The sequence below is a fragment of the Nocardioides sp. Z21_20 genome, from assembly GCF_059766585.1.
Genome location: NZ_JCBAJX010000001.1, coordinates 180176 through 197374 on the forward strand (window position 1 = coordinate 180176; position 17199 = coordinate 197374).

Sequence of the window (17199 nt, forward strand, 5' to 3'; positions counted from 1 at the left end):
GTCGTTGGCGCCCAGGTGACCGACAGGTAACTGGAGGTTCCCGTGCACCTGGTGCGTGCGATCCACCAGTTACCTGCGGGTAGCAGACGCGCCGGGTGCGGCGTGGACCGTCTGCGGCCCGAACGAGAACGAGCCCCCGCCCCGTGAGGGGCGGAGGCTCGTGGTGTCAACGCGTCACCGGAGCGTGTCCGGGCGGCCCCTGGTGGGGGGCAACGTCAGCTCGCTGCTCAGAAGGAGCGGCGACGCTCATGTCCGCGTGAGTCGTTGCGGCCGCCGGAGCGGCCTTCGGGGCGCCGCGCGCCGCCGGCGTACGGCGGGCGACCGCCCGGGGCCGGGCGGCGCGAGGAGGACGAGGACGAGGGCCGCGGCGCGTTGGTGTCGCCGGAGACGGCCAGCGCCTCGGCGGTCATCGGCTGCGGGGCGGTCCGGATGTCGTGGTGACGCACCTGGACGCCGGCGCTGCGCTGCAGGCGCACCAGCTGGTCGACGAACTTCGGCGTCGAGATCGTGATGACGCACCCGCTGCTGCCCGCGCGCGCCGTACGGCCCGAGCGGTGCAGGTAGGCCTTCGGGTCGTTGGCCTGGTCGAAGTGGATGACCAGGTCGATGCCGTCCACGTGGATGCCGCGCGCGGCGACGTCGGTGGCGACGACGGCCTGCACCTTGCCCGAGGAGAACTTGTGCAGGTTGCGCTCACGCACGCGCTGCGAGAGGTTGCCGTGCAGGTCGACCGCGTCGACGCCCGCGGCGGTGAGCGCCTCGGCCAGCTCGACGGCACCGTCGCGGGTCCGGGTGAAGAGGATCGTGCGGCCGTTGGCCGTGACCAGCTTGACCGCGGCGTCGACCTTGTCGCGGAAGCCGCCGACGACCATCGTGTGGTGGGTCATCGTGGTGACCGCGCCGGAGTTGGGGTCGAGCTGGTGCACCTTCGGGTCGCGCAGGTGCTTGCGGACCAGGCGGTCGACGTCGCCGTCGAGCGTGGCGGAGAGCAGCATCCGCTGGCTGCCGGCCGGCGTCATCGAGACCAGCTTGTCGATGGCGGGGTAGAAGCCCAGGTCGCACAGGTGGTCGGCCTCGTCGAGGACGGTCATCTGGATGTCGTCGAGCTTGCAGTGGCCCTGCTTGATCAGGTCGTCGAGACGGCCCGGGGTGGCCACGACGATGTCGGCGCGGTTGCGCAGCGCCCGGACCTGGCGGTCGTAGGGCGTGCCGCCGTACACCGTGGTCATCTTCAGGCTCAGCGAGTTGGCCAGCGGGTTGAGCGCCCGGCTGACCTGCTGGGCCAGCTCGCGGGTCGGGACCACGATGATCGCGCGGGGGAAGTTCGGGCGGCTGCGCTCACCCTCGAGCCGGGCGAGGACGGGCAGGCCGAAGGCGAGGGTCTTGCCCGATCCGGTCTGCGCGCGACCCAGCAGGTCGTGGCCGGCGCGGGCGTCGGGGATCACCGCGGCCTGAACCGAGGTCGGCGCGGTGATGCCCTGCACGGCGAGCGCGGCGATCAGCGCGTCGGGCAGGTCGGAGAAGGCGGTGCTGGCGGTGCTGGCGGCCGTGGTGTCCGGCGCGGGGGAGGAAGAGGGTGCAGCAACTACGGACGCAGACATGCGTGGGAGAACTTTCGCGTGGAGAAGCGCCTGCGCGACGGAGCCACGGCGTGGTCCGGTGAGCCTTGCGAGACGCGTTGTCTCTGGGCACCCGACTCGACTGGTCTTCGCGCGATCGAGAGCTGCGCACCACACCGGGAACAAAGAGAATGAGCGGCCACTCCTCGATCGAGGGGCCACTGGCTTCTCCCTACCCTACGGACCCCACCCCCTGCCCGACGAATCCCCGCACGCCCCGCAACCCCTTGTAACGCGGGGTTATGTCCACTGCCACAGCGTCATTTCGCTGTGGTGGAGCGCATAACCCCGCGTTACAGCTCGGGGGTGCGCCCACCCAGCGGGAGGGCGAGCGTGGCGGCGCCGTCGGGAGTGAGGCGGACCGGGACGCCCCAGTCCTGCTGGTGCATGTGGCAGGCCGCGCCGTCGGCGGCGGCTCCGTCGGCCACGACGTCGCAGGAGGCGGCCCGCGCCGCGACGTGCAGTACGCCGTCGCCGACGGCCGGGTCCAGGACCAGGGTGCGGGTCAGGTCGGTGCCGCGGCCGTCGCCCTCGCGGATCAGCGCCGTCGGGGTCGCGCTCACCAGCAGCTGCGAGGGCGGCCCGAAGCGGTCGTCGACCTTCTGCCCGGGCGGCGGCGTGAACACCACCGCGAGCTCCAGTCGGGCCGCGACCTCGGTGACCGGCCGCTGCGTCGAGTGCGCGAAGCCGTCCACCGGCACCGCGGCCGCGCCCAGCGGCACCCGGGTCAGCGCATGGGCGCCGGACTCCACGACCACCAGGTGCTCGCCGTCCACGAACGCGCCGCTCGGCTCGACCAGTCCGGTGGCCAGGGTCGAGACCTCCCCGCTGGCCGGGTCGAAGCGGCGCACCGCGCCGTTGTAGGTGTCGCACAGCGCCACGGTGCGATCGGGCAGCACGCTCACCCCGAGCGGATGCTGCAACAACGCCTGCGCGGCCGGGCCGTCGCGGAAGCCGAAGTCGAACAGGCCCGAGCCGACCGCGGTGTGCACCCGCGGCGCGCCGCCGGGCCCCGGGTCGCGCTCGACCCAGCGCAGCGAGGACGTCTCGCTGTCGACCAACCACAGCCGGTCCTCGTCGGCGGCCAGCCCGGAGGTCTGGGCGAACCACGCCTCGGGCAGCGGCCCGTCGAGCAACCCCTCGTTGGCGGTGCCGCCGGCGACCTCGACGCAGCCGGTGCGCGGGTCGAACGTCCACAGCTGGTGGATGCCGGCCATCGCCACCCAGACCCGCTCCTGCCACCACGCGACGTCCCAGGGGCTCGACAGGCGCGTGGTCGCGTCGCCCTCGAACCACTGCCGCCCGTCCCCGGCGAGCACCCGTACGGCGCCGGTGGCGAGGGTGAGGCCACGCAGCTGGTGGTGCACGGTGTCCGCGACCACGACGTCGTAGCCGACCTCGGCGGCGACGTCCTCGGGCAGCAGGCACAGCCCGTTGGGCTCCGCGAAACCGCCGATGCGGCGCACCACGCGGTCCTCGGCGTCCAGCTCGACCACCTGGTCGTGGCCGGCGTCGGCGACCAGCGTGTGCCCGCCGGGCAGCCGCACCGCCTTGGCCGGGAAGCGCAGCTCGGTCGGCTCCACCACCGGCGCGACGTACGGCGAGTCGCCCGGCTGCAGCGTGCCGCGCTCGCGGTGCTCCGCGACCAGCTCGCCGAGCAGCCGATCGATCGCGTGCACGTGGCCCTCGCCGGCGTAGTGCGCCACCACGTATCCGGTCGGGTCGACGAGCACCAGCGTCGGCCACGCCCGCGCGGTGTAGGCCTGCCAGGTGACGAGCTCGGGGTCGTCGAGCACCGGGTGATGCACGCCGTACCGCTCGACGGCCTGGGCCAGCGCCACCGGGTCGGCCTCGTGGGCGAACTTCGGCGAGTGCACGCCGACCACGACCAGCTCCTCGGCGTACTTCTCCTCCAGCGGGCGCAGCTCGTCGATCACGTGCAGGCAGTTGACGCAGCAGAACGTCCAGAAGTCCAGCAGCACGAACCGCCCGCGCAGGTCGCTCAGGGCGAGCGGGCCGTCGGTGTTCAGCCAGCCGCGGCCGCTCAGCTCGGGGGCGCGGACGCGGGGGCGGGTGCTCATGGGGTCATTCTCCCCGGCCCGCGGCGGACCCCTCCTCGAGGGCGTCCAGGCGCTCCCGGATCGCGCGCAGCTCGCCGAGCATGGCGCCCGGACGGCGGGGTACCAGGGCGCATGGCGCCACCGGTTCGAGCAAGTGTGGCCGCGACCGGCTCCTGGACGGACCCGGACGGCTTCCGCACCCCCGCCGGCGAGGTCCACGCCTGGATCCCCGGCACCAACCAGACACTGTGCGGGCTCTCCCTGCATCGTTCGCAGCTGGCCCGCTTCTCCCACGTCGACTGGGGCGACGCACAGCCCGAGACGGGCCGTGACGCGGACCAGGTCGCGGTGGTGTGCCCCCGCTGCGCCGCGGGCATGGGTCGCCGCCGCGACTCCCGGCCCTGGCGGCGCACCAACCCGCGTCCGTGACGGGTACGGCGGCCGCCACCCGCCGTGCGGGCCTCCCCAGCTGTCCGTGCCCGCCACTAGGGTGTCGCGCATGAGCGAGACGACCCCTGAGTCCCAGCGCCTGGCCGGCCTCGTCGACGTGTGGTGGGACGCCGTGGACGACTTCACTGGACTGCTCGAGCAGCTCTCGCCCGAGCAGTGGCGCGCGCCGACCGACCTGGCCGGCTGGGACGTGCACGCCGTCGCCGCGCACATCGCCCATCTGGAGTCACTGCTCAACGGCGTCGCCGGTGAGCCGGTCGACGTGGGGCGGCCCGCCCACGTGACCAGCGCGATGGGGACCTTCACCGAGCAGGGCGTCGTCGCCCGCCGGGGCCGGACCCCCGACGACCTGATCAACGAGATCCGGGAGATGGCGACCCGTCGGCGCACCGAGCTGCTGGCGACCCCCCCGACCGACCCCGCGGCGCCCGCGCAGTCGCCGTTCGGCGACCTCGGCTGGAGCGTGGACACGCTGCTGCGCAACCGCCCCCTCGACCTGTGGATGCACGAGCAGGACATCCGCCGCGCGGTCGGGCTGCCGGGCAACCTCGACTCGTCCGCGGCGCGGCACACGGCCGACTACCTGGCCGAGAGCATCGGCTTCGTACTGGCCAAGAAGGTGCGTGCGCCGGCCGGTACGACGGTGCTCCTCGCCGTCGAGGGCAGCGAGCCGGTCGCCGCCACGGTCACCGAGCAGGGCCGCGGGGAGCGGCTCGCCTCCGCTCCGGCCGAGCCGACCGTGCGCCTGAAGATGGACCGCGAGACGTTCATCGTGCTCGCCGGTGGCCGCCGGACCCCCGAGCAGGCCGGCGCCGACGAGCGGGTCACCATCGAGGGGGACCACGACCTCGGCAGGCGCATCGTCGCGGCCCTCACGGTGACCCCGTGAGCGTGCGACCCGAGCCCTGGGAGCTCGCGGACATGCCCGACCAGGCCGGGCGGACCATCCTGGTCACCGGGGTCACCAGCGGGCTCGGGCACCACACGGCGCTGGAGCTGGCGCGCCGCGGCGCCCGGGTGGTGCTCGCCGCCCGCGACGAGAGGCGCCTGGCCGAGACCGCGAGCCGGCTCGAGCGTGAGCACCCGGGCGCCGCCCTCGAGCAGCTGGTCGTGGACCTCGCCGACCTGTCCGCGGTGCGCGGCGCCGCCGCCCGGGCGGAGGCGTTCGGGCCGATCGACGTCCTGGTCAACAACGCCGGCGTGATGGGCACCGACTACCAGCGCACCCGGGACGGGTTCGAGCTGCAGATGGGGACCAACCACTTCGGGCCGTTCCTGCTCACCGGGCTGCTGCTGCCCCAGCTGGTGGCCAGCGGCGCCGGCCGCGTCGTCACGGTCTCCTCGCAGATGCACCGCCTCGCCCGCCAGGCGCCCCTCGACGACCCGCGCACGCCCCGCCCGCGCTACCACCGCTGGGTCTCCTACGCCGAGAGCAAGCTCGCGAACCTGCTCTTCACCGCCGAGCTCGATCGGCGCGCCCGCGAGGCCGCCATCCCGGTGCGGGCGCTGGCCGCCCACCCCGGGTTCGCGGCCACCCACCTGGCCGCCAACGGCCGCTACGGCCGCCCCGCCGGAGGCCGCGCCTCGATCCTCAACGCCACCATCGGCGCGGTCGCCCAGCCGGCGGCCGACGGCGCGCTGCCCACCTTGATGGCGGCGACCGCAGACCTCCCCGGCGGCACCTACTGCGGCCCGGACGGGTTCCAGCAGGGCCGCGGCCGGCCCCGCGTCGTCGAGGGGAACCGCCTCTCGCGCGATCCCGACGCCGCCCGCCGGCTCTGGGAGCTCAGCGAGGACGCGGTCGGGCTGCGCTGGCCGTGAGGCTCAGCCCAGGCAGGCCTGGATCGCGCGCAGGTAGGCCTCGGAGCGGTCCGAGCCGATGATGCCGGGCGCCATCTTGTTCATCGCGTACGCCACGGTCGTGCGCGCGTCGAGATCCATCGCGATCAGCGAGCCGCCCCAGCCGCCCCAGTAGCAGGACCGTCCCTGGGAGACGTAGGGCACGGTCTGGGTCTCGGGCAGCGCGAAGCCGATGCCGAAGCGCAGGTTCACGCCGAGGACCAGGTCGGGCCCGTGGCTCTGCTCGTCGAAGATCAGCTCGAGGGTGTCGGGCGAGAGCAGCCGTACGCCGTCCACGGTGCCGCCGAGCGAGACCGCCCGCAGGATCCGCGCCACCGAGCGGGCGTTGCCGTGGCCGTTGGCCGCCCCGATGTCGGCGCGGCGCCACCCGGGGGTGTTGGCCACGCCCGCCTCGGCGACCGGGCCGGTGAGCGTCTTGAAGGCGGGGCCGTCCAAGTCGATCGCCGAGAAGTCGATCTCCAGCGGCGGGGGCGGCACCACGGCGGCGATGCGGTCCCAGTCCGACTCCGCGGCACCGATCTGGAAGTCGGCCCCCAACGGGCCGGCGATCTCCTCGGCGACGAACGTCTTGAGCGGTCGACCGTCCACCCGGCGGAGCACCTCGCCGACCAGGTGACCCTGGCTCAGCGCGTGGTATCCCGACGCCGTGCCCGGCTCCCACCACGGTGCCTGACCGGCCAGGCGACGCGTCGAGGCCTCCCAGTCGTACATCTCCTCGACCGTGAACGGCGCCTGCCAGCCGGAGACCCCGGAGGTGTGGCTGAGCAGGTGGCGGACCTCGATCAGGTCCTTGCCGTTCTCGGCGAACTCCGGCCAGTACTTCGCCACCGGCGCGTAGGGGTCCAGCTGGCCGCGGTCGACCAGCATCAGCGCGGCCAGCGCCGTCAGGGTCTTGGTGGTCGACCAGACGTTGGTGATCGTGTGCTCGTCCCAGGGGACGCTCCGGGCGACGTCGCGGAAGCCTCCCCAGAGGTCGAGGACCGTGTGGCCGTCGATGTCCACGACCAGGCTCGCGCCCAGCTCGTTGCCCGAGTCCAGCTGGCGGGCGAACTCGTCGCGCACCGGCTCGAACCGGGCGTCGGTCCTGCCGTGCACCTCGGCCATGGCCACACCCTCCTCGCGAAGCGGCGCCGCGCCGCCACCTGGCGCGACCCTAGGCCGCACCGCTCCCCGGCCACCATGGGCGCAGCGCCCAACATCCCCACGGGCCCGCGCCCGCCGTACGCGCCGCGCGCCACGCGCGCCGCGCGCCGCGCCGCGCCGTACCCCTCCGGCTGTAACGCGGGGTTATCACCACCACCACAGCGTTAGAGCGCTGTGGTGGATGGCATAACCCCGCGTTACAGCTGGTCGTACGGCGCGGGGCGCGCGGCGGGCGGGGCGTACGGCGCGGCGCGCCGCGGCCGGGGTCAGGCGGTGAGGTGGTGGACGTAGCACCAGCGCCAGTCCTCGTCGGGCTCGGCCGACTGCACCACCGGGTGTCCGCTCTCGTGGAAGTGGGCGGTGGCGTGCTGTCCCGAGGAGGAGTCGCAGCACCCGACGTGAGCGCAGGTCAGGCACTGGCGCAGCGCGACCCACACCGTCCCCTCGTCCAGGCAGCGCTGGCAGAAGGGCTCCGCCACGGTCTCGATCGCCGGGTGCGCCCGCAGGTCCGCGCAGCTCTCCCCCGCGGCGGCGGGGACCAGGCGTCCGCTGTCCCTGCCGGCGAGCCGCAGGTCCTCGTGCTCGGGCTGGGTGGAGTCGAGGGTGGACTCCTCGACGTCGAGCATCGCCAGCACGTCGTCGATCACCTCGGCCGGGGTCTGCCCGACGTCGCGCACCTCCAGCACCCGTCGCCGCTCGGCCTGGATCATCTCCAGGCGCACCCGCGCGTAGAGCGCACTGGGGCTCTCCTCCCCCGGCTTCGTGGACAGCCGCTCCCAGGCCGCGAAGTTGCGCTGGTCGACGCGCTGCCGGATCAGCTCGCCGACGCCGTGGGGGTCCTCGACGGCCAGCTCGTCGAGGCGGGCCAGTCCCGCCTGGCCGGCCTGCTGCAGCACCGTCGCCCGGGCCAGGGCGTCCTCCATCGGGTCGGGCGCGGGCACCCGCAGCCGGCGGGCCAGCCAGGCCAGGGTGCTGCCCTGGCCGAACAGCGTGCCGGCCACCACGGTGAAGGCGACCAGCAGCAGGATCTCGCGGTGCTCGGTGTCGCCGGGGATCACGAACGCCGCGGCCAGCGTCACCACTCCGCGCATCCCGGCCCAGCCGAGCAGGAAGGTCTGGGTCCACGGCGGATGGGCTCCGCCGCCACGCTCGAGGGCGTAGCGGGCCGCACAGACCCACACCATCCGCAGCACCACCACGGCGGCGAGGGTGGCCGCGCACAGCAGCGCGATGCGCCCCGCGCCGAGGTCGCTGGCGCCGACGTCCTCGAGGATCCACCTCGCCTGCAGCCCGATCAGCAGGAACACGGTGTTCTCCAGCACGAAGGCGATCGTGCGCCAGGTGACCCGCTCGATGATCCGGGACTGCGCCGTCTGCAGCACCGGGGCGTTGTGCCCCAGCAGCAACCCGGCGATCACCACCGCGATCACCCCGGAGGCCTCCACCCGCTCCGCGACGAGGTACGCCGCGAACGGGGTCACCAGCGAGATCGCCCCGTCCAGCAGCGCGTCCTCGAGCCCGCGGCGTACCCGCGCGACGAGGAGGTAGACCAGCACGCCGATCAGCAGCCCACCGCCGGCGGCGATGAGGAACTCGACGCCGACCTCCCACAGCTCCACGCCCCCGGCGGCGACGGCTATGGCGGTGCGCAGCGCGACCAGGGCGGTGGCGTCGTTGAGCAGCGACTCGCCCTCCAGGATGGTCACCACGCGCCGGGGCAGCCCGATCCGGCGGCCGATGGCGGTCGCCGCCACGGCGTCCGGCGGCGCGACCACGGCGCCCAGCGCCAGCGCCACCGGCCACGAGACCCCCGGCAGCAGCGCGTGCACCACGACGCCGACGCCGAACGTGGTGAAGACGACCAGGCCGACCGAGAGCAGCAGGATCGGGCGGCGGTTGGCCTTGAAGTCCACCAGGGACGTCTGCAGCGCGGCCGCGTAGAGCAGCGGCGGCAGCAGGCCGAGCAGCACCACGTCGTGGCTCAGGTGCAGCTCCGGCACGCCCGGGACGTACGACGCGGCGATGCCGCCGGCGATCAGCAGCAGCGGCGCCGGCACGTCCAGGCGCCGGGCGAGACCCGCGCCCAGGAGCACGCCCAGGGCCAGGGCGACGAGGACGAAGGCGATCTCCACATCGACCATCCTGCCCCCGCCCGGCCACGCAGGACCGGCTCCGCGCCCCCGTGAGGGGCCGCGGAGCCGGTCAGCCGAGCGAGGTCAGGCGGCGGTCTGCTGCTCCGCGCGACGCGCCTCCTGGCGCGAGCGCGCGTCCAGGGCACGACGGACCTTGGGCCCGCCGGTGGTCATCTTGTAGAGCTTGGCGAGCTGCTTGGTGGCGTTGGCCGGCTTGGTCTCGGCCAGCCAGCCGTTGGGCAGCGAGAGCCGGACCACCTTGTGCCAGGCCGACGCGACCTGGTTGACCAGCGGCGCCTCGTGGTAGTTCAGGCCGTACTCGTCGAAGATCGCGCGCACCTTCGGCGCCACCTCGGCGTAGCGGTTGCTGGGCAGGTCGGGGAAGAGGTGGTGCTCGATCTGGTGGGAGAGGTTGCCGGTCATCAGGTGCATGGCCTTGGACCCGGAGATGTTGGCCGAGCCGAGCATCTGACGCAGGTACCACTGGCCGCGGGTCTCGTCGGCGGGGATCGACTTCTTCTCGAAGGTCTCCACGCCCTCGGGGAAGTGCCCGCACATGATCACCGAGTGCGACCACAGGTTGCGCACCAGGTTGGCGGTGAAGTTCGCGGCCAGCGTCGGCAGGAACGAGCCGGTCGGGATCGACAGCGCCGGGTGCACCACGTAGTCCTTGGTGGCCTGCTGGCGGATCTTGCGCAGCGTGTTCTTGGCGTTGCGCTTGAACGTCTCGCTGCGCTTCTCCTTGGGGATGCTCAGGTTCTTGCCGAGCTCGAGGTCGTAGGCGGCGATGCCGTACTCGAAGAAGCAGGCGTTGATGAAGTTCCACAGCGGCTGGCCGAGGTACATCGGGTGCCAGCGCTGGTCCTCGTCGACGCGCATGATGCCGTAGCCGAGGTCGTTGTCCTTGCCGACGATGTTGGTGTAGGTGTGGTGGATCTCGTTGTGCGAGTGCTTCCAGCCCTCGGCGGTGGAGGCGTTGTCCCACTCCCAGGTCGTGGAGTGGATCTTCGGGTCACGCATCCAGTCCCACTGGCCGTGCATGACGTTGTGCCCGATCTCCATGTTCTCGAGGATCTTGGCGACGCTGAGCCCGATCGTGCCGGCGATCAGCGCGGGCGGGAAGGACGAGGCGAGCAGCACCGCACGGCTGCCGAGCTCGAGCTTGCGCTGCACGTCGACGACCTTGCGGATGTACGCCGCGTCGCTCTCGCCGCGGGCGTCGAGGATCTCCTGGCGGATCGCGTCGAGCCGGCGGCCGATCTCCTCGATGTCCGCCTCGCTGAGGTGGGCGGTGGGGTTCTCGGGCTTCTTGGTCATCACGGTCATCGGATGTCCTTTCCGTTCGCGGGAGCGGGCGGTGGGGCGGGGGGCAGAGGGGTCAGGGGGGTCAGTGGTTGATCTGGCAGTCGCCGGCGGCGGCGCTGATGCAGGTCTGGATGGGCACGCCCCCGGGGTCGGTCTCGCCGGGGACGGCGACGGTCAGCGCGCCGTTGCGCAGGTCGCGCACGGCGCCCTCCTTCATCGGCAGCACGCAGCCCATGCAGATGCCCATCCGGCAGCCGCTGGGCATCAGCACGCCGGCGCTCTCGGCGGCGTCGAGGATCGGCGTGGTGGCGTCGGCCTCGAGGGTGGTGCCGTCGGCGAAGGTGAGCGTGCCTCCGCCCTCGCCGTCGGTGGGGGTGACGACCACCGGGCGGAAGCGCTCCAGGTGCAGCGGCAGGCCGCGCTCGCCGTGGTGCGCCTCCAGCGCGTCGAGCAGACCGACCGGCCCGCAGGCGTACGTCGTGCGCTCGGCGAGGTCGGGCACGATGGTGTCGAGGTCGGCGACGTCGAGCATCCCGTCCACGTCGGTGTGCAGCTCGACCAGGCGCAGGCGCCCCTCGGCGGCGTAGCGGCGCAGCTCGTCACCGAAGATCACCTCCGCACGCGTCAGCGCGGAGTGCAGCAGCACGATCTGGTCGGGGTGCGCGGCGCCTCCCGCGGCGGGGACCGCCCGGGAGAAGAGGTTGCGCAGCATCCCGATCACCGGGGTGATGCCCGAGCCGGCGGTGACCAGCAGCAGCTTCGCGGGCAGCGGGTCGGCCAGCACGAAGTCGCCCTGCGCCTGGTCCAGCTGCAGCATCTGCCCGGCCCGGGCGCGGTGCACGAGATAGGTGGAGACCACGCCGTCGGGGATCGCCTTGACGGTGATGCTGATGCAGCCGTCCGGACGCGGGCCGTGGGTCAGCGAGTAGGTGCGCCACAGCCGGATCCCGTCCACCTCGGCGCCGACGCGGACGTACTGGCCGGGCACGTGGCCGGCCCAGTCCTTGCCCGGCTTGATCACCAGGGTCGCCGACGAGGACGTCTCCGGGCGGACCTCGACGATCCGCCCGCGCAGCGGGGCGCCCGCGCGCAACGGGTGGAAGACGTCGAGGACGTCGTCGAGCTCCAGCGGCGTGACCGCGGCATCGGCGACGCGGCGCAACCCGTCGCGCAGGCCGCGCGGCAGCCCCAGCGGGGCGCGACGGAGGGGGACGGCAAGACTCATGGGTTCACTCTCCTGCATCGCCGGGTGTAAAGTCCTGACCAATTCGCGTGAACCGATCGGACTGCCTTGTTCGATCCGAACAATCTTCCGAGAGTTTCCAGGTCGCGGGGAGTCCTAACCTTGACCGAGCATGGTGCCCGTCACACTTCCGGCCCTGCCGTCGGCCGGGTCTCCCGGTTCGGCGTCGCGGCCATCGAGGAGATGCGCGCGAGCCTGCCCGCGGTCGCCGACCGCGCCGTCGAGGCCATCATCTCCGAGGTGCCCAGCTACGCCGGCGCGTTGAGCGGGGACATGGGCTCCACCATCCGCAACGCGGTCCAGCTGGCACTGGGCGGCTTCATCTCCCTGGCCTCGGGGCGTCACGGAGCCGACCCCCGGACCCCGGCCGCCCCGGCCGTCGAGGGCGCCTACCAGCTCGGCCGGGGCGAGGCCCGCTCCGGGCGCTCGATGGAGGCGCTGCTGGCCGCCTACCGGATCGGCGCCCGGGTGTCGTGGCGCGAGATGTCGGGGACGGCGGTGCGTGCGGGGATCGGCGCGGAGACCGTGGCCGACTTCGCCGAGCTCGTCTTCGCCTACATCGACGAGCTCTCCGCCGCGAGCGCCGCCGGCCACACCGACGAGCTGGCCTCCTCGGGCCGGCTGCGCCAGCGGATGGTCGACCGGCTGGTCCGGCTGCTGGTCGACGAGGCCCCCGCCGACGCCCTGCACGCCGCCGCCGAGCGGACCGAGTGGGTGCCGCCGGAGACGCTGACCGTGGTGCTGGTGCCCGAGGACCAGCTGCGCGCCACCCTGCCCGCGCTGGACCCGGCGACGCTGCAGACCGGCGAGGACCTGCCGGGGCTCGGCGACCGGATCCTGCTGCTGGTCCCCGACGCCCACGGCCGGCGTCGCGGCGCCCTGCTGCGCGCCCTGGCCGGGAGCCGGGCGGTGGTCGGCCCGGCGCGCCCCTGGACGTCGGTGCGGGCCTCCTACACCCGGGCCGTGGGCACGGTCGAGCTCGGCATCACCGGCCCCGACGCCGTCGACACCGACGACCACCTGCCCGAGCTGCTACTGGCCGCCGACCCCGCGCTGCGCGCCGACCTGCGCGCCCGCGCCCTGGCCCCGCTGGAGGGGCTGCGGCCGGCGACCGCGGAGAAGCTCGCCGACACGCTGCGCTCGTGGCTGCTGCACCAGGGCCGCCGCGAGGAGATCGCCGCCGAGCTGTTCGTTCACCCCCAGACCGTCCGCTACCGGGTCGGGCAGCTGCGCGAGCTGTACGGCGAGCGGCTCGAGGACCCGCGCACGCTGCTGGAGCTGACCCTCGCCCTGGCCTGAGGGGGCGCGTCGTACGGTCGGGGCATGGAGCGCACGAGCCGGCTGCTGGCTGCCCTCGTCCTGGCGGCGGCGCTGGGCGCCTGCGGCCAGGGCGGGGACGGCCCACAGGCGGAGCCGAGCCCGGCCGCCGGCGCCGAGGCGTCGCCCGCCGAGGCCGCCCCCGAGTACGACGCGTACGTCGCGCTGGGCGACTCCTACACCGCCGCGCCGTTCGTGCCGACCACCGAGCTCAGCGGATGCCTGCGCTCCACCGGGAACTACCCCCAGCTGGTGGCGGCCGAGCTCGAGGTGCCCTCGTTCGAGGACCGCAGCTGCAGCGGCGCCGACACCACCCACCTGCTGGCCCCGCAGCCGCTGCTCGGCGGCGCGGCGCCCGCTCAGCTCGACGCCGTCGACGCAGGAACCGACCTGGTCACGCTCGGGATGGGCGGCAACGACTTCGCCGTCTTCACGACGCTGGTCGGCCGGTGCACCTCGCTGCGCGACGTCGACCCGGACGGCACGCCGTGCGCGCAGACGCTCACCCGGGAAGCCGGCGGCCGGGACCCGCTGCTGAGCGCGATGGCCGAGATCCGCGGCCGGCTCGCGGCGGGCGTCCAGGAGATCCGGCGGCGGGCGCCCGAGGCCCGGGTGCTGCTGGTGGGCTACCCCCAGATCGTCCCGGAGTCGGGCACCTGTCCGCGGCTGCTGCCGCTCGCCGAGGGCGACTACGCCTACGCCCGCCGGGTCAACGAGCGCCTCGCCGAGACGGTCGCGGGCGCCGCGCGGGACGCCGGCGTCGACCACGTCGACGTCTGGGCGGCCAGCGAGGGCCACGACGTCTGCGCCGAGACGCCGTGGGTCGCCGGGGTCGAGAGCGACCCCACCCGCGCGCTGGCGTTCCACCCCTACGCCGTGCAGCAGCAGGCCGTGGCCGACCTCATCCTCGACCTGCTCTGAGGACCCTGACCGCTCTGAGGCTCCCGCCCACCCCGGCGCCGCTGCCGCCGAGGCGGCGGGTCACAGGGTGCTGTGCACGTTGATCCCGGCGACCCAGGTGGCGGCGACCGACATGTGCCGCAGTCGGGCGGCGGCGCGCTCGGCGCCCTCGGGGCCCCCGTCGTCCCCGGCCTCGAGCGGGTCGGCGTCGAGCAGCGCCAGGTCGCCGCGCGAGCCGGGCTGGACGGTGGGCTGACCGTCGACCGAGGCGGCGAGCGCCTCGGCGGCGCTGAGCGCGTGCTCGGGGTGCCAGGCGTCGCGCTCGTCGGCGCTGCGGTGCACCGCGGCCGCCATCGCCAGCCACGGGTCCAGCGGCGAGACCGGCGCGTCGGAGCCCATCGCCAGCGTGACGCCGTCGTCGAGCATCCAGCGGAACGCGAAGCACCGCGCGGAGCGCTCCTGCCAGATCTTCTCGGTCAGGTCGCGGTCGTCGAGCAGGTGCGCGGGCTGGATGCTGGCACGCACGCCCAGCTCGGCCATCCGCCGTACGTCGTCGCGGCCCACCATCTGGGCGTGCTCGATCGAGCCGCGCGCGCCGGTGTCGCCGTACGCCGCCAGCGCCTCGGCGACGGCGGCGTCCCCGATCGCGTGGGTGGCGACCTCGATGCCGGCTGCGTGCGCCCGGGACAGCAGCCCGCGCAGCTCCTCGGGCGAGACGTTGGGCTGCCCGCAGGGGTACTCCAGGCGGTGCGCGTCGGCGTAGGGCTGGCAGCACCACGCCGTCCGGGTGTTCAGCGAGCCGTCGGAGATGATCTTCAGCGGGCCCATCGTCGCCCGGTCGTCGCAGCCGGGGAGGGTGTCGCCGGTGCGCAACCCGGCCGCGATGACCGCGTCCAGGGTGTCGGCGTAGGCGGCCACCCGGACCCGCAGCGGGTCGCAGTCCTGCCCCCAGCGCTCGGCCCACTCCAGCGGCCCCCCGCTGAACTCGAAGTCCACCAGACCGGTCACCCCGATCGCTGCGGCCGCGTCGAGGGTACGGCGGTAGGCCTGCGGCGAGGTGCCGTCGTTGCCGACCAGCGTGGCCAGCCGGGGATAGACCGCGAACCACTCCGCCTCGCGCACCACCGAGTCCCGCACCGGCAGCGCGAGGTGCATCAGCGCGGTCGTGTTGAGCCAGGCGTGGTGCCCGTCGCCGCTGATCAGCACGACCGCGCTGTCGCCGGAGACGGCGTCGAGCTCGGAGACGGTGACCTCCCGCTCCCAGCCGCCGGAGCGATGCCCCCAGCCGATCACCGGCTGGCCGGGGTACTCCGCGACCCGGCGCGCCACCATCCGGGTGGCGTCCTCGGGCGAGCGGGTCCGGGCGAGGTCGAGGCGCTGCGAGGCCAGCGTCCACTGGCCGAGGTGGACGTGGGCGTCCCACAGGCCCGGGATCAGCCAGCGCCCGCCGGCGTCGACCTCCTCCAGGCCGGCCGGACGCGGCAGCTGCGGGCCGACCGCGCGCACCGTGCCGTCCTCGACGAGCACGTCGACGGGGGCGTCGGGGACAGCCACGGCGCCAATCGGCACCAGCCGGGCCTGGCGCAGCAGGAAGCTCGTCATGGGGCTAACGCTAGGCGCGTCGCCGTCCCCGCCCCACCCCGGCCCGGCCGCTACCGTGTCGCCATGACGGCGAGGGCGCGGGGATGACCAGGCGGGCACGGAGCGTCGTCGCGGCGTCCGGGCTCGCCCTGAGCGTCGTCGTGCTGCTCGGCGTGAGCGGCGTCGTGCTCAGCCGCGGGGACCAGCGCGCCGGGGACGAGCCGCGCAGCGACGCGGGCCCGGCCCTGCACCCGGCCCGCGCCCCCGACCTCGCGCTGGCCGAGGACGAGCCGCGCGAGGACAGCCTCTACCCCGAGGTCGGCGACCCTGTCGTGGACGCCCTGCACTACGACCTGAGCCTCGACTGGACCCGCGCCACACGCACCCTCGACGCGGTGGCGCGGGTGCGGTTCCGGGCGACCACGGACGCCGCGTCGTTCCGCCTCGACCTCGGCGAGGCGCTGGAGGTGGCCTCGGTCGAGGTCGACGGCGTGGCTGTCGCGCACCGCCACGACGGCAAGGACCTGCGGGTGCTGGCCCCGGTCTCCCGCGACCGGCGCTACCTGGTGCAGGTGTCCTACTCCGGCTCCCCGCGCCCGGTGCGCGCCCCGACCCGCCGCACCGACTCCGCCCAGGTGGGCTGGCGGACCACGCCCGCCGGCGAGGTGTGGACGATGCAGGAGCCCTTCGGGGCCTACACCTGGTACCCGGTCAACGACCACCCCTCCGATGAGGCGTTCTACGACGTCGAGGTCACCGTCGACACGCCGTGGGTGGGCGTCAGCAACGGGCTGCTGACCGGCTGGGAGGAGTCCGCGGGGCGCACCAGGACCGGCTGGCAGCTCGACGAGCCGGCCGCGTCGTACGTGGTGACGCTGGCCATCGGCGACCTGGCGGCGACCTCGGCCACCTCCGCGGGCGGGGTGCCGCTGACCTACTGGACCCCGCGCGACGACGTCGCGGCCCGCGCGGCGGTCCAGCACACCGCCCGGGTGCTGGACTGGGTCGAGGAGCGGCTCGGGCCCTACCCGTTCTCCTCGCTCGGCGCGGTCGTGGTGGACGCCGCGAGCGCGATGGAGACGCAGACGCTGATCACGCTGGGCAACACCGACTACGCGCTGTCCACCGCGGTGCTCGTCCACGAGGTGGTGCACCAGTGGTACGGCAACCAGGTCACCCCCGCCGACTGGCGCGACCTGTGGATGAACGAGGGCATGGCGACCTACCTGCAGGGCCTCTGGGAGGCCGAGGAGGAGGGCCGCCCGGTGGACGCGGTGATGGACGAGTGGGCGGCGCTGGAGCCCGGGTTGCGTGAGGAGGCCGGGCCGCCGGGCGACTTCGACCGCGACGCGTTCGGGGCCAGCAACGTCTACTACTCCCCCGCCCTGATGTGGCACGAGCTGCGCGGCCGGCTCGGCGACGAGGCGTTCTGGGCGATGGTGCGGGCCTGGCCGCGTGAGCGGGACAACGCCCAGGCCACCCGCGCGGACTACCTGGCCTGGATCGAGGAGGAGACCGGCGAGGAGCTCACCTCGTTCTTCGACGCCTGGCTGCTCGACGAGCGGGCGCCGCGGGGCTCCTGAGCGCGG

Annotated in this window: 13 protein-coding genes; 6 read left to right on the forward strand and 7 right to left on the reverse strand. The window is 74.2% G+C overall.

The genetic code is table 11. The annotated features are described in order from the left end of the window. Positions 1–227: 227 nt before the first annotated feature. A complete protein-coding gene (locus AC6EH9_RS01005) occupies positions 228–1601 on the reverse strand; it encodes a DEAD/DEAH box helicase (protein WP_498419696.1) in 1374 nt (457 codons plus the stop codon). Between the two features lie 311 nt (positions 1602–1912). After that, positions 1913–3700, reverse strand: a complete 1788-nt coding sequence (locus AC6EH9_RS01010) for an NHL domain-containing thioredoxin family protein (protein WP_498419698.1) — start codon at positions 3698–3700, stop codon at positions 1913–1915. A 135-nt stretch (positions 3701–3835) separates the two neighbouring features. Between AC6EH9_RS01010 and AC6EH9_RS01015 the strand changes: the two genes are divergently transcribed. The 3 genes from AC6EH9_RS01015 to AC6EH9_RS01025 all read left to right on the forward strand — a co-directional run bounded on the left by AC6EH9_RS01015 (position 3836) and on the right by AC6EH9_RS01025 (position 5950). Next, on the forward strand, positions 3836–4108 hold the full coding sequence (locus AC6EH9_RS01015) for a hypothetical protein (protein ID WP_498419700.1): 273 nt from the start codon (positions 3836–3838) through the stop codon (positions 4106–4108). Between the two features lie 70 nt (positions 4109–4178). Then, complete coding sequence (locus AC6EH9_RS01020; RefSeq protein WP_498419702.1) at positions 4179–5018, forward strand: maleylpyruvate isomerase family mycothiol-dependent enzyme; 840 nt, start codon at positions 4179–4181, stop codon at positions 5016–5018. Next, positions 5015–5950, forward strand: coding sequence for an oxidoreductase (locus AC6EH9_RS01025; protein WP_498419704.1), 936 nt, complete (start codon positions 5015–5017; stop codon positions 5948–5950). Before AC6EH9_RS01020 ends, AC6EH9_RS01025 begins: the two co-directional genes overlap by 4 nt. Positions 5951–5953: 3 nt before the next feature. Here AC6EH9_RS01025 and AC6EH9_RS01030 read toward each other — a convergent pair whose 3' ends face one another. The 4 genes from AC6EH9_RS01030 to AC6EH9_RS01045 all read right to left on the reverse strand — a co-directional run bounded on the left by AC6EH9_RS01030 (position 5954) and on the right by AC6EH9_RS01045 (position 11794). Continuing rightward, positions 5954–7093, reverse strand: coding sequence for a serine hydrolase domain-containing protein (locus AC6EH9_RS01030; protein WP_498419706.1), 1140 nt, complete (start codon positions 7091–7093; stop codon positions 5954–5956). A 305-nt stretch (positions 7094–7398) separates the two neighbouring features. Next, on the reverse strand, positions 7399–9273 hold the full coding sequence (locus tag AC6EH9_RS01035; protein ID WP_498419708.1) for a Na+/H+ antiporter: 1875 nt from the start codon (positions 9271–9273) through the stop codon (positions 7399–7401). Between the two features lie 75 nt (positions 9274–9348). Continuing rightward, on the reverse strand, positions 9349–10590 hold the full coding sequence (locus AC6EH9_RS01040; protein WP_498419710.1) for a fatty acid desaturase family protein: 1242 nt from the start codon (positions 10588–10590) through the stop codon (positions 9349–9351). Between the two features lie 61 nt (positions 10591–10651). After that, a complete protein-coding gene (locus AC6EH9_RS01045; protein WP_498419712.1) occupies positions 10652–11794 on the reverse strand; it encodes a ferredoxin reductase in 1143 nt (380 codons plus the stop codon). Positions 11795–11914: 120 nt separating this feature from the next. Between AC6EH9_RS01045 and AC6EH9_RS01050 the strand changes: the two genes are divergently transcribed. Then, positions 11915–13111 carry a PucR family transcriptional regulator gene (locus AC6EH9_RS01050; RefSeq protein ID WP_498419714.1) on the forward strand — a complete coding sequence of 399 codons (1197 nt, stop codon included), beginning with the start codon at positions 11915–11917 and terminating at the stop codon, positions 13109–13111. Between the two features lie 24 nt (positions 13112–13135). Beyond that, a complete protein-coding gene (locus AC6EH9_RS01055) occupies positions 13136–14050 on the forward strand; it encodes an SGNH/GDSL hydrolase family protein (protein WP_498419716.1) in 915 nt (304 codons plus the stop codon). A gap of 60 nt (positions 14051–14110) precedes the next feature. On the opposite strand, the gene AC6EH9_RS01060 is transcribed toward AC6EH9_RS01055, so the two are convergent. Next, entirely contained in the window at positions 14111–15631 is a 1521-nt protein-coding gene (locus AC6EH9_RS01060; protein ID WP_498419718.1) for an amidohydrolase, read from the reverse strand. Between the two features lie 83 nt (positions 15632–15714). Here AC6EH9_RS01060 and AC6EH9_RS01065 point away from each other — a divergent pair, with 83 nt between their 5' ends. Beyond that, positions 15715–17193 carry a M1 family metallopeptidase gene (locus tag AC6EH9_RS01065; protein WP_498419720.1) on the forward strand — a complete coding sequence of 493 codons (1479 nt, stop codon included), beginning with the start codon at positions 15715–15717 and terminating at the stop codon, positions 17191–17193. Positions 17194–17199: the final 6 nt, after the last annotated feature.

Coding starts and splice junctions, on each gene's coding strand:
- AC6EH9_RS01005 (WP_498419696.1), bottom strand. CDS start 1,601: ATGTCTGCGTCCGTAGTTGCTGCACCCTCTTCCTCCCCCGCGCCGGAC.
- AC6EH9_RS01010 (WP_498419698.1), bottom strand. CDS start 3,700: ATGAGCACCCGCCCCCGCGTCCGCGCCCCCGAGCTGAGCGGCCGCGGC.
- AC6EH9_RS01020 (WP_498419702.1), top strand. CDS start 4,179: ATGAGCGAGACGACCCCTGAGTCCCAGCGCCTGGCCGGCCTCGTCGAC.
- AC6EH9_RS01030 (WP_498419706.1), bottom strand. CDS start 7,093: ATGGCCGAGGTGCACGGCAGGACCGACGCCCGGTTCGAGCCGGTGCGC.
- AC6EH9_RS01035 (WP_498419708.1), bottom strand. CDS start 9,273: ATGGTCGATGTGGAGATCGCCTTCGTCCTCGTCGCCCTGGCCCTGGGC.
- AC6EH9_RS01040 (WP_498419710.1), bottom strand. CDS start 10,590: ATGACCGTGATGACCAAGAAGCCCGAGAACCCCACCGCCCACCTCAGC.
- AC6EH9_RS01045 (WP_498419712.1), bottom strand. CDS start 11,794: ATGAGTCTTGCCGTCCCCCTCCGTCGCGCCCCGCTGGGGCTGCCGCGC.
- AC6EH9_RS01055 (WP_498419716.1), top strand. CDS start 13,136: ATGGAGCGCACGAGCCGGCTGCTGGCTGCCCTCGTCCTGGCGGCGGCG.
- AC6EH9_RS01060 (WP_498419718.1), bottom strand. CDS start 15,631: ATGACGAGCTTCCTGCTGCGCCAGGCCCGGCTGGTGCCGATTGGCGCC.
- AC6EH9_RS01065 (WP_498419720.1), top strand. CDS start 15,715: ATGACCAGGCGGGCACGGAGCGTCGTCGCGGCGTCCGGGCTCGCCCTG.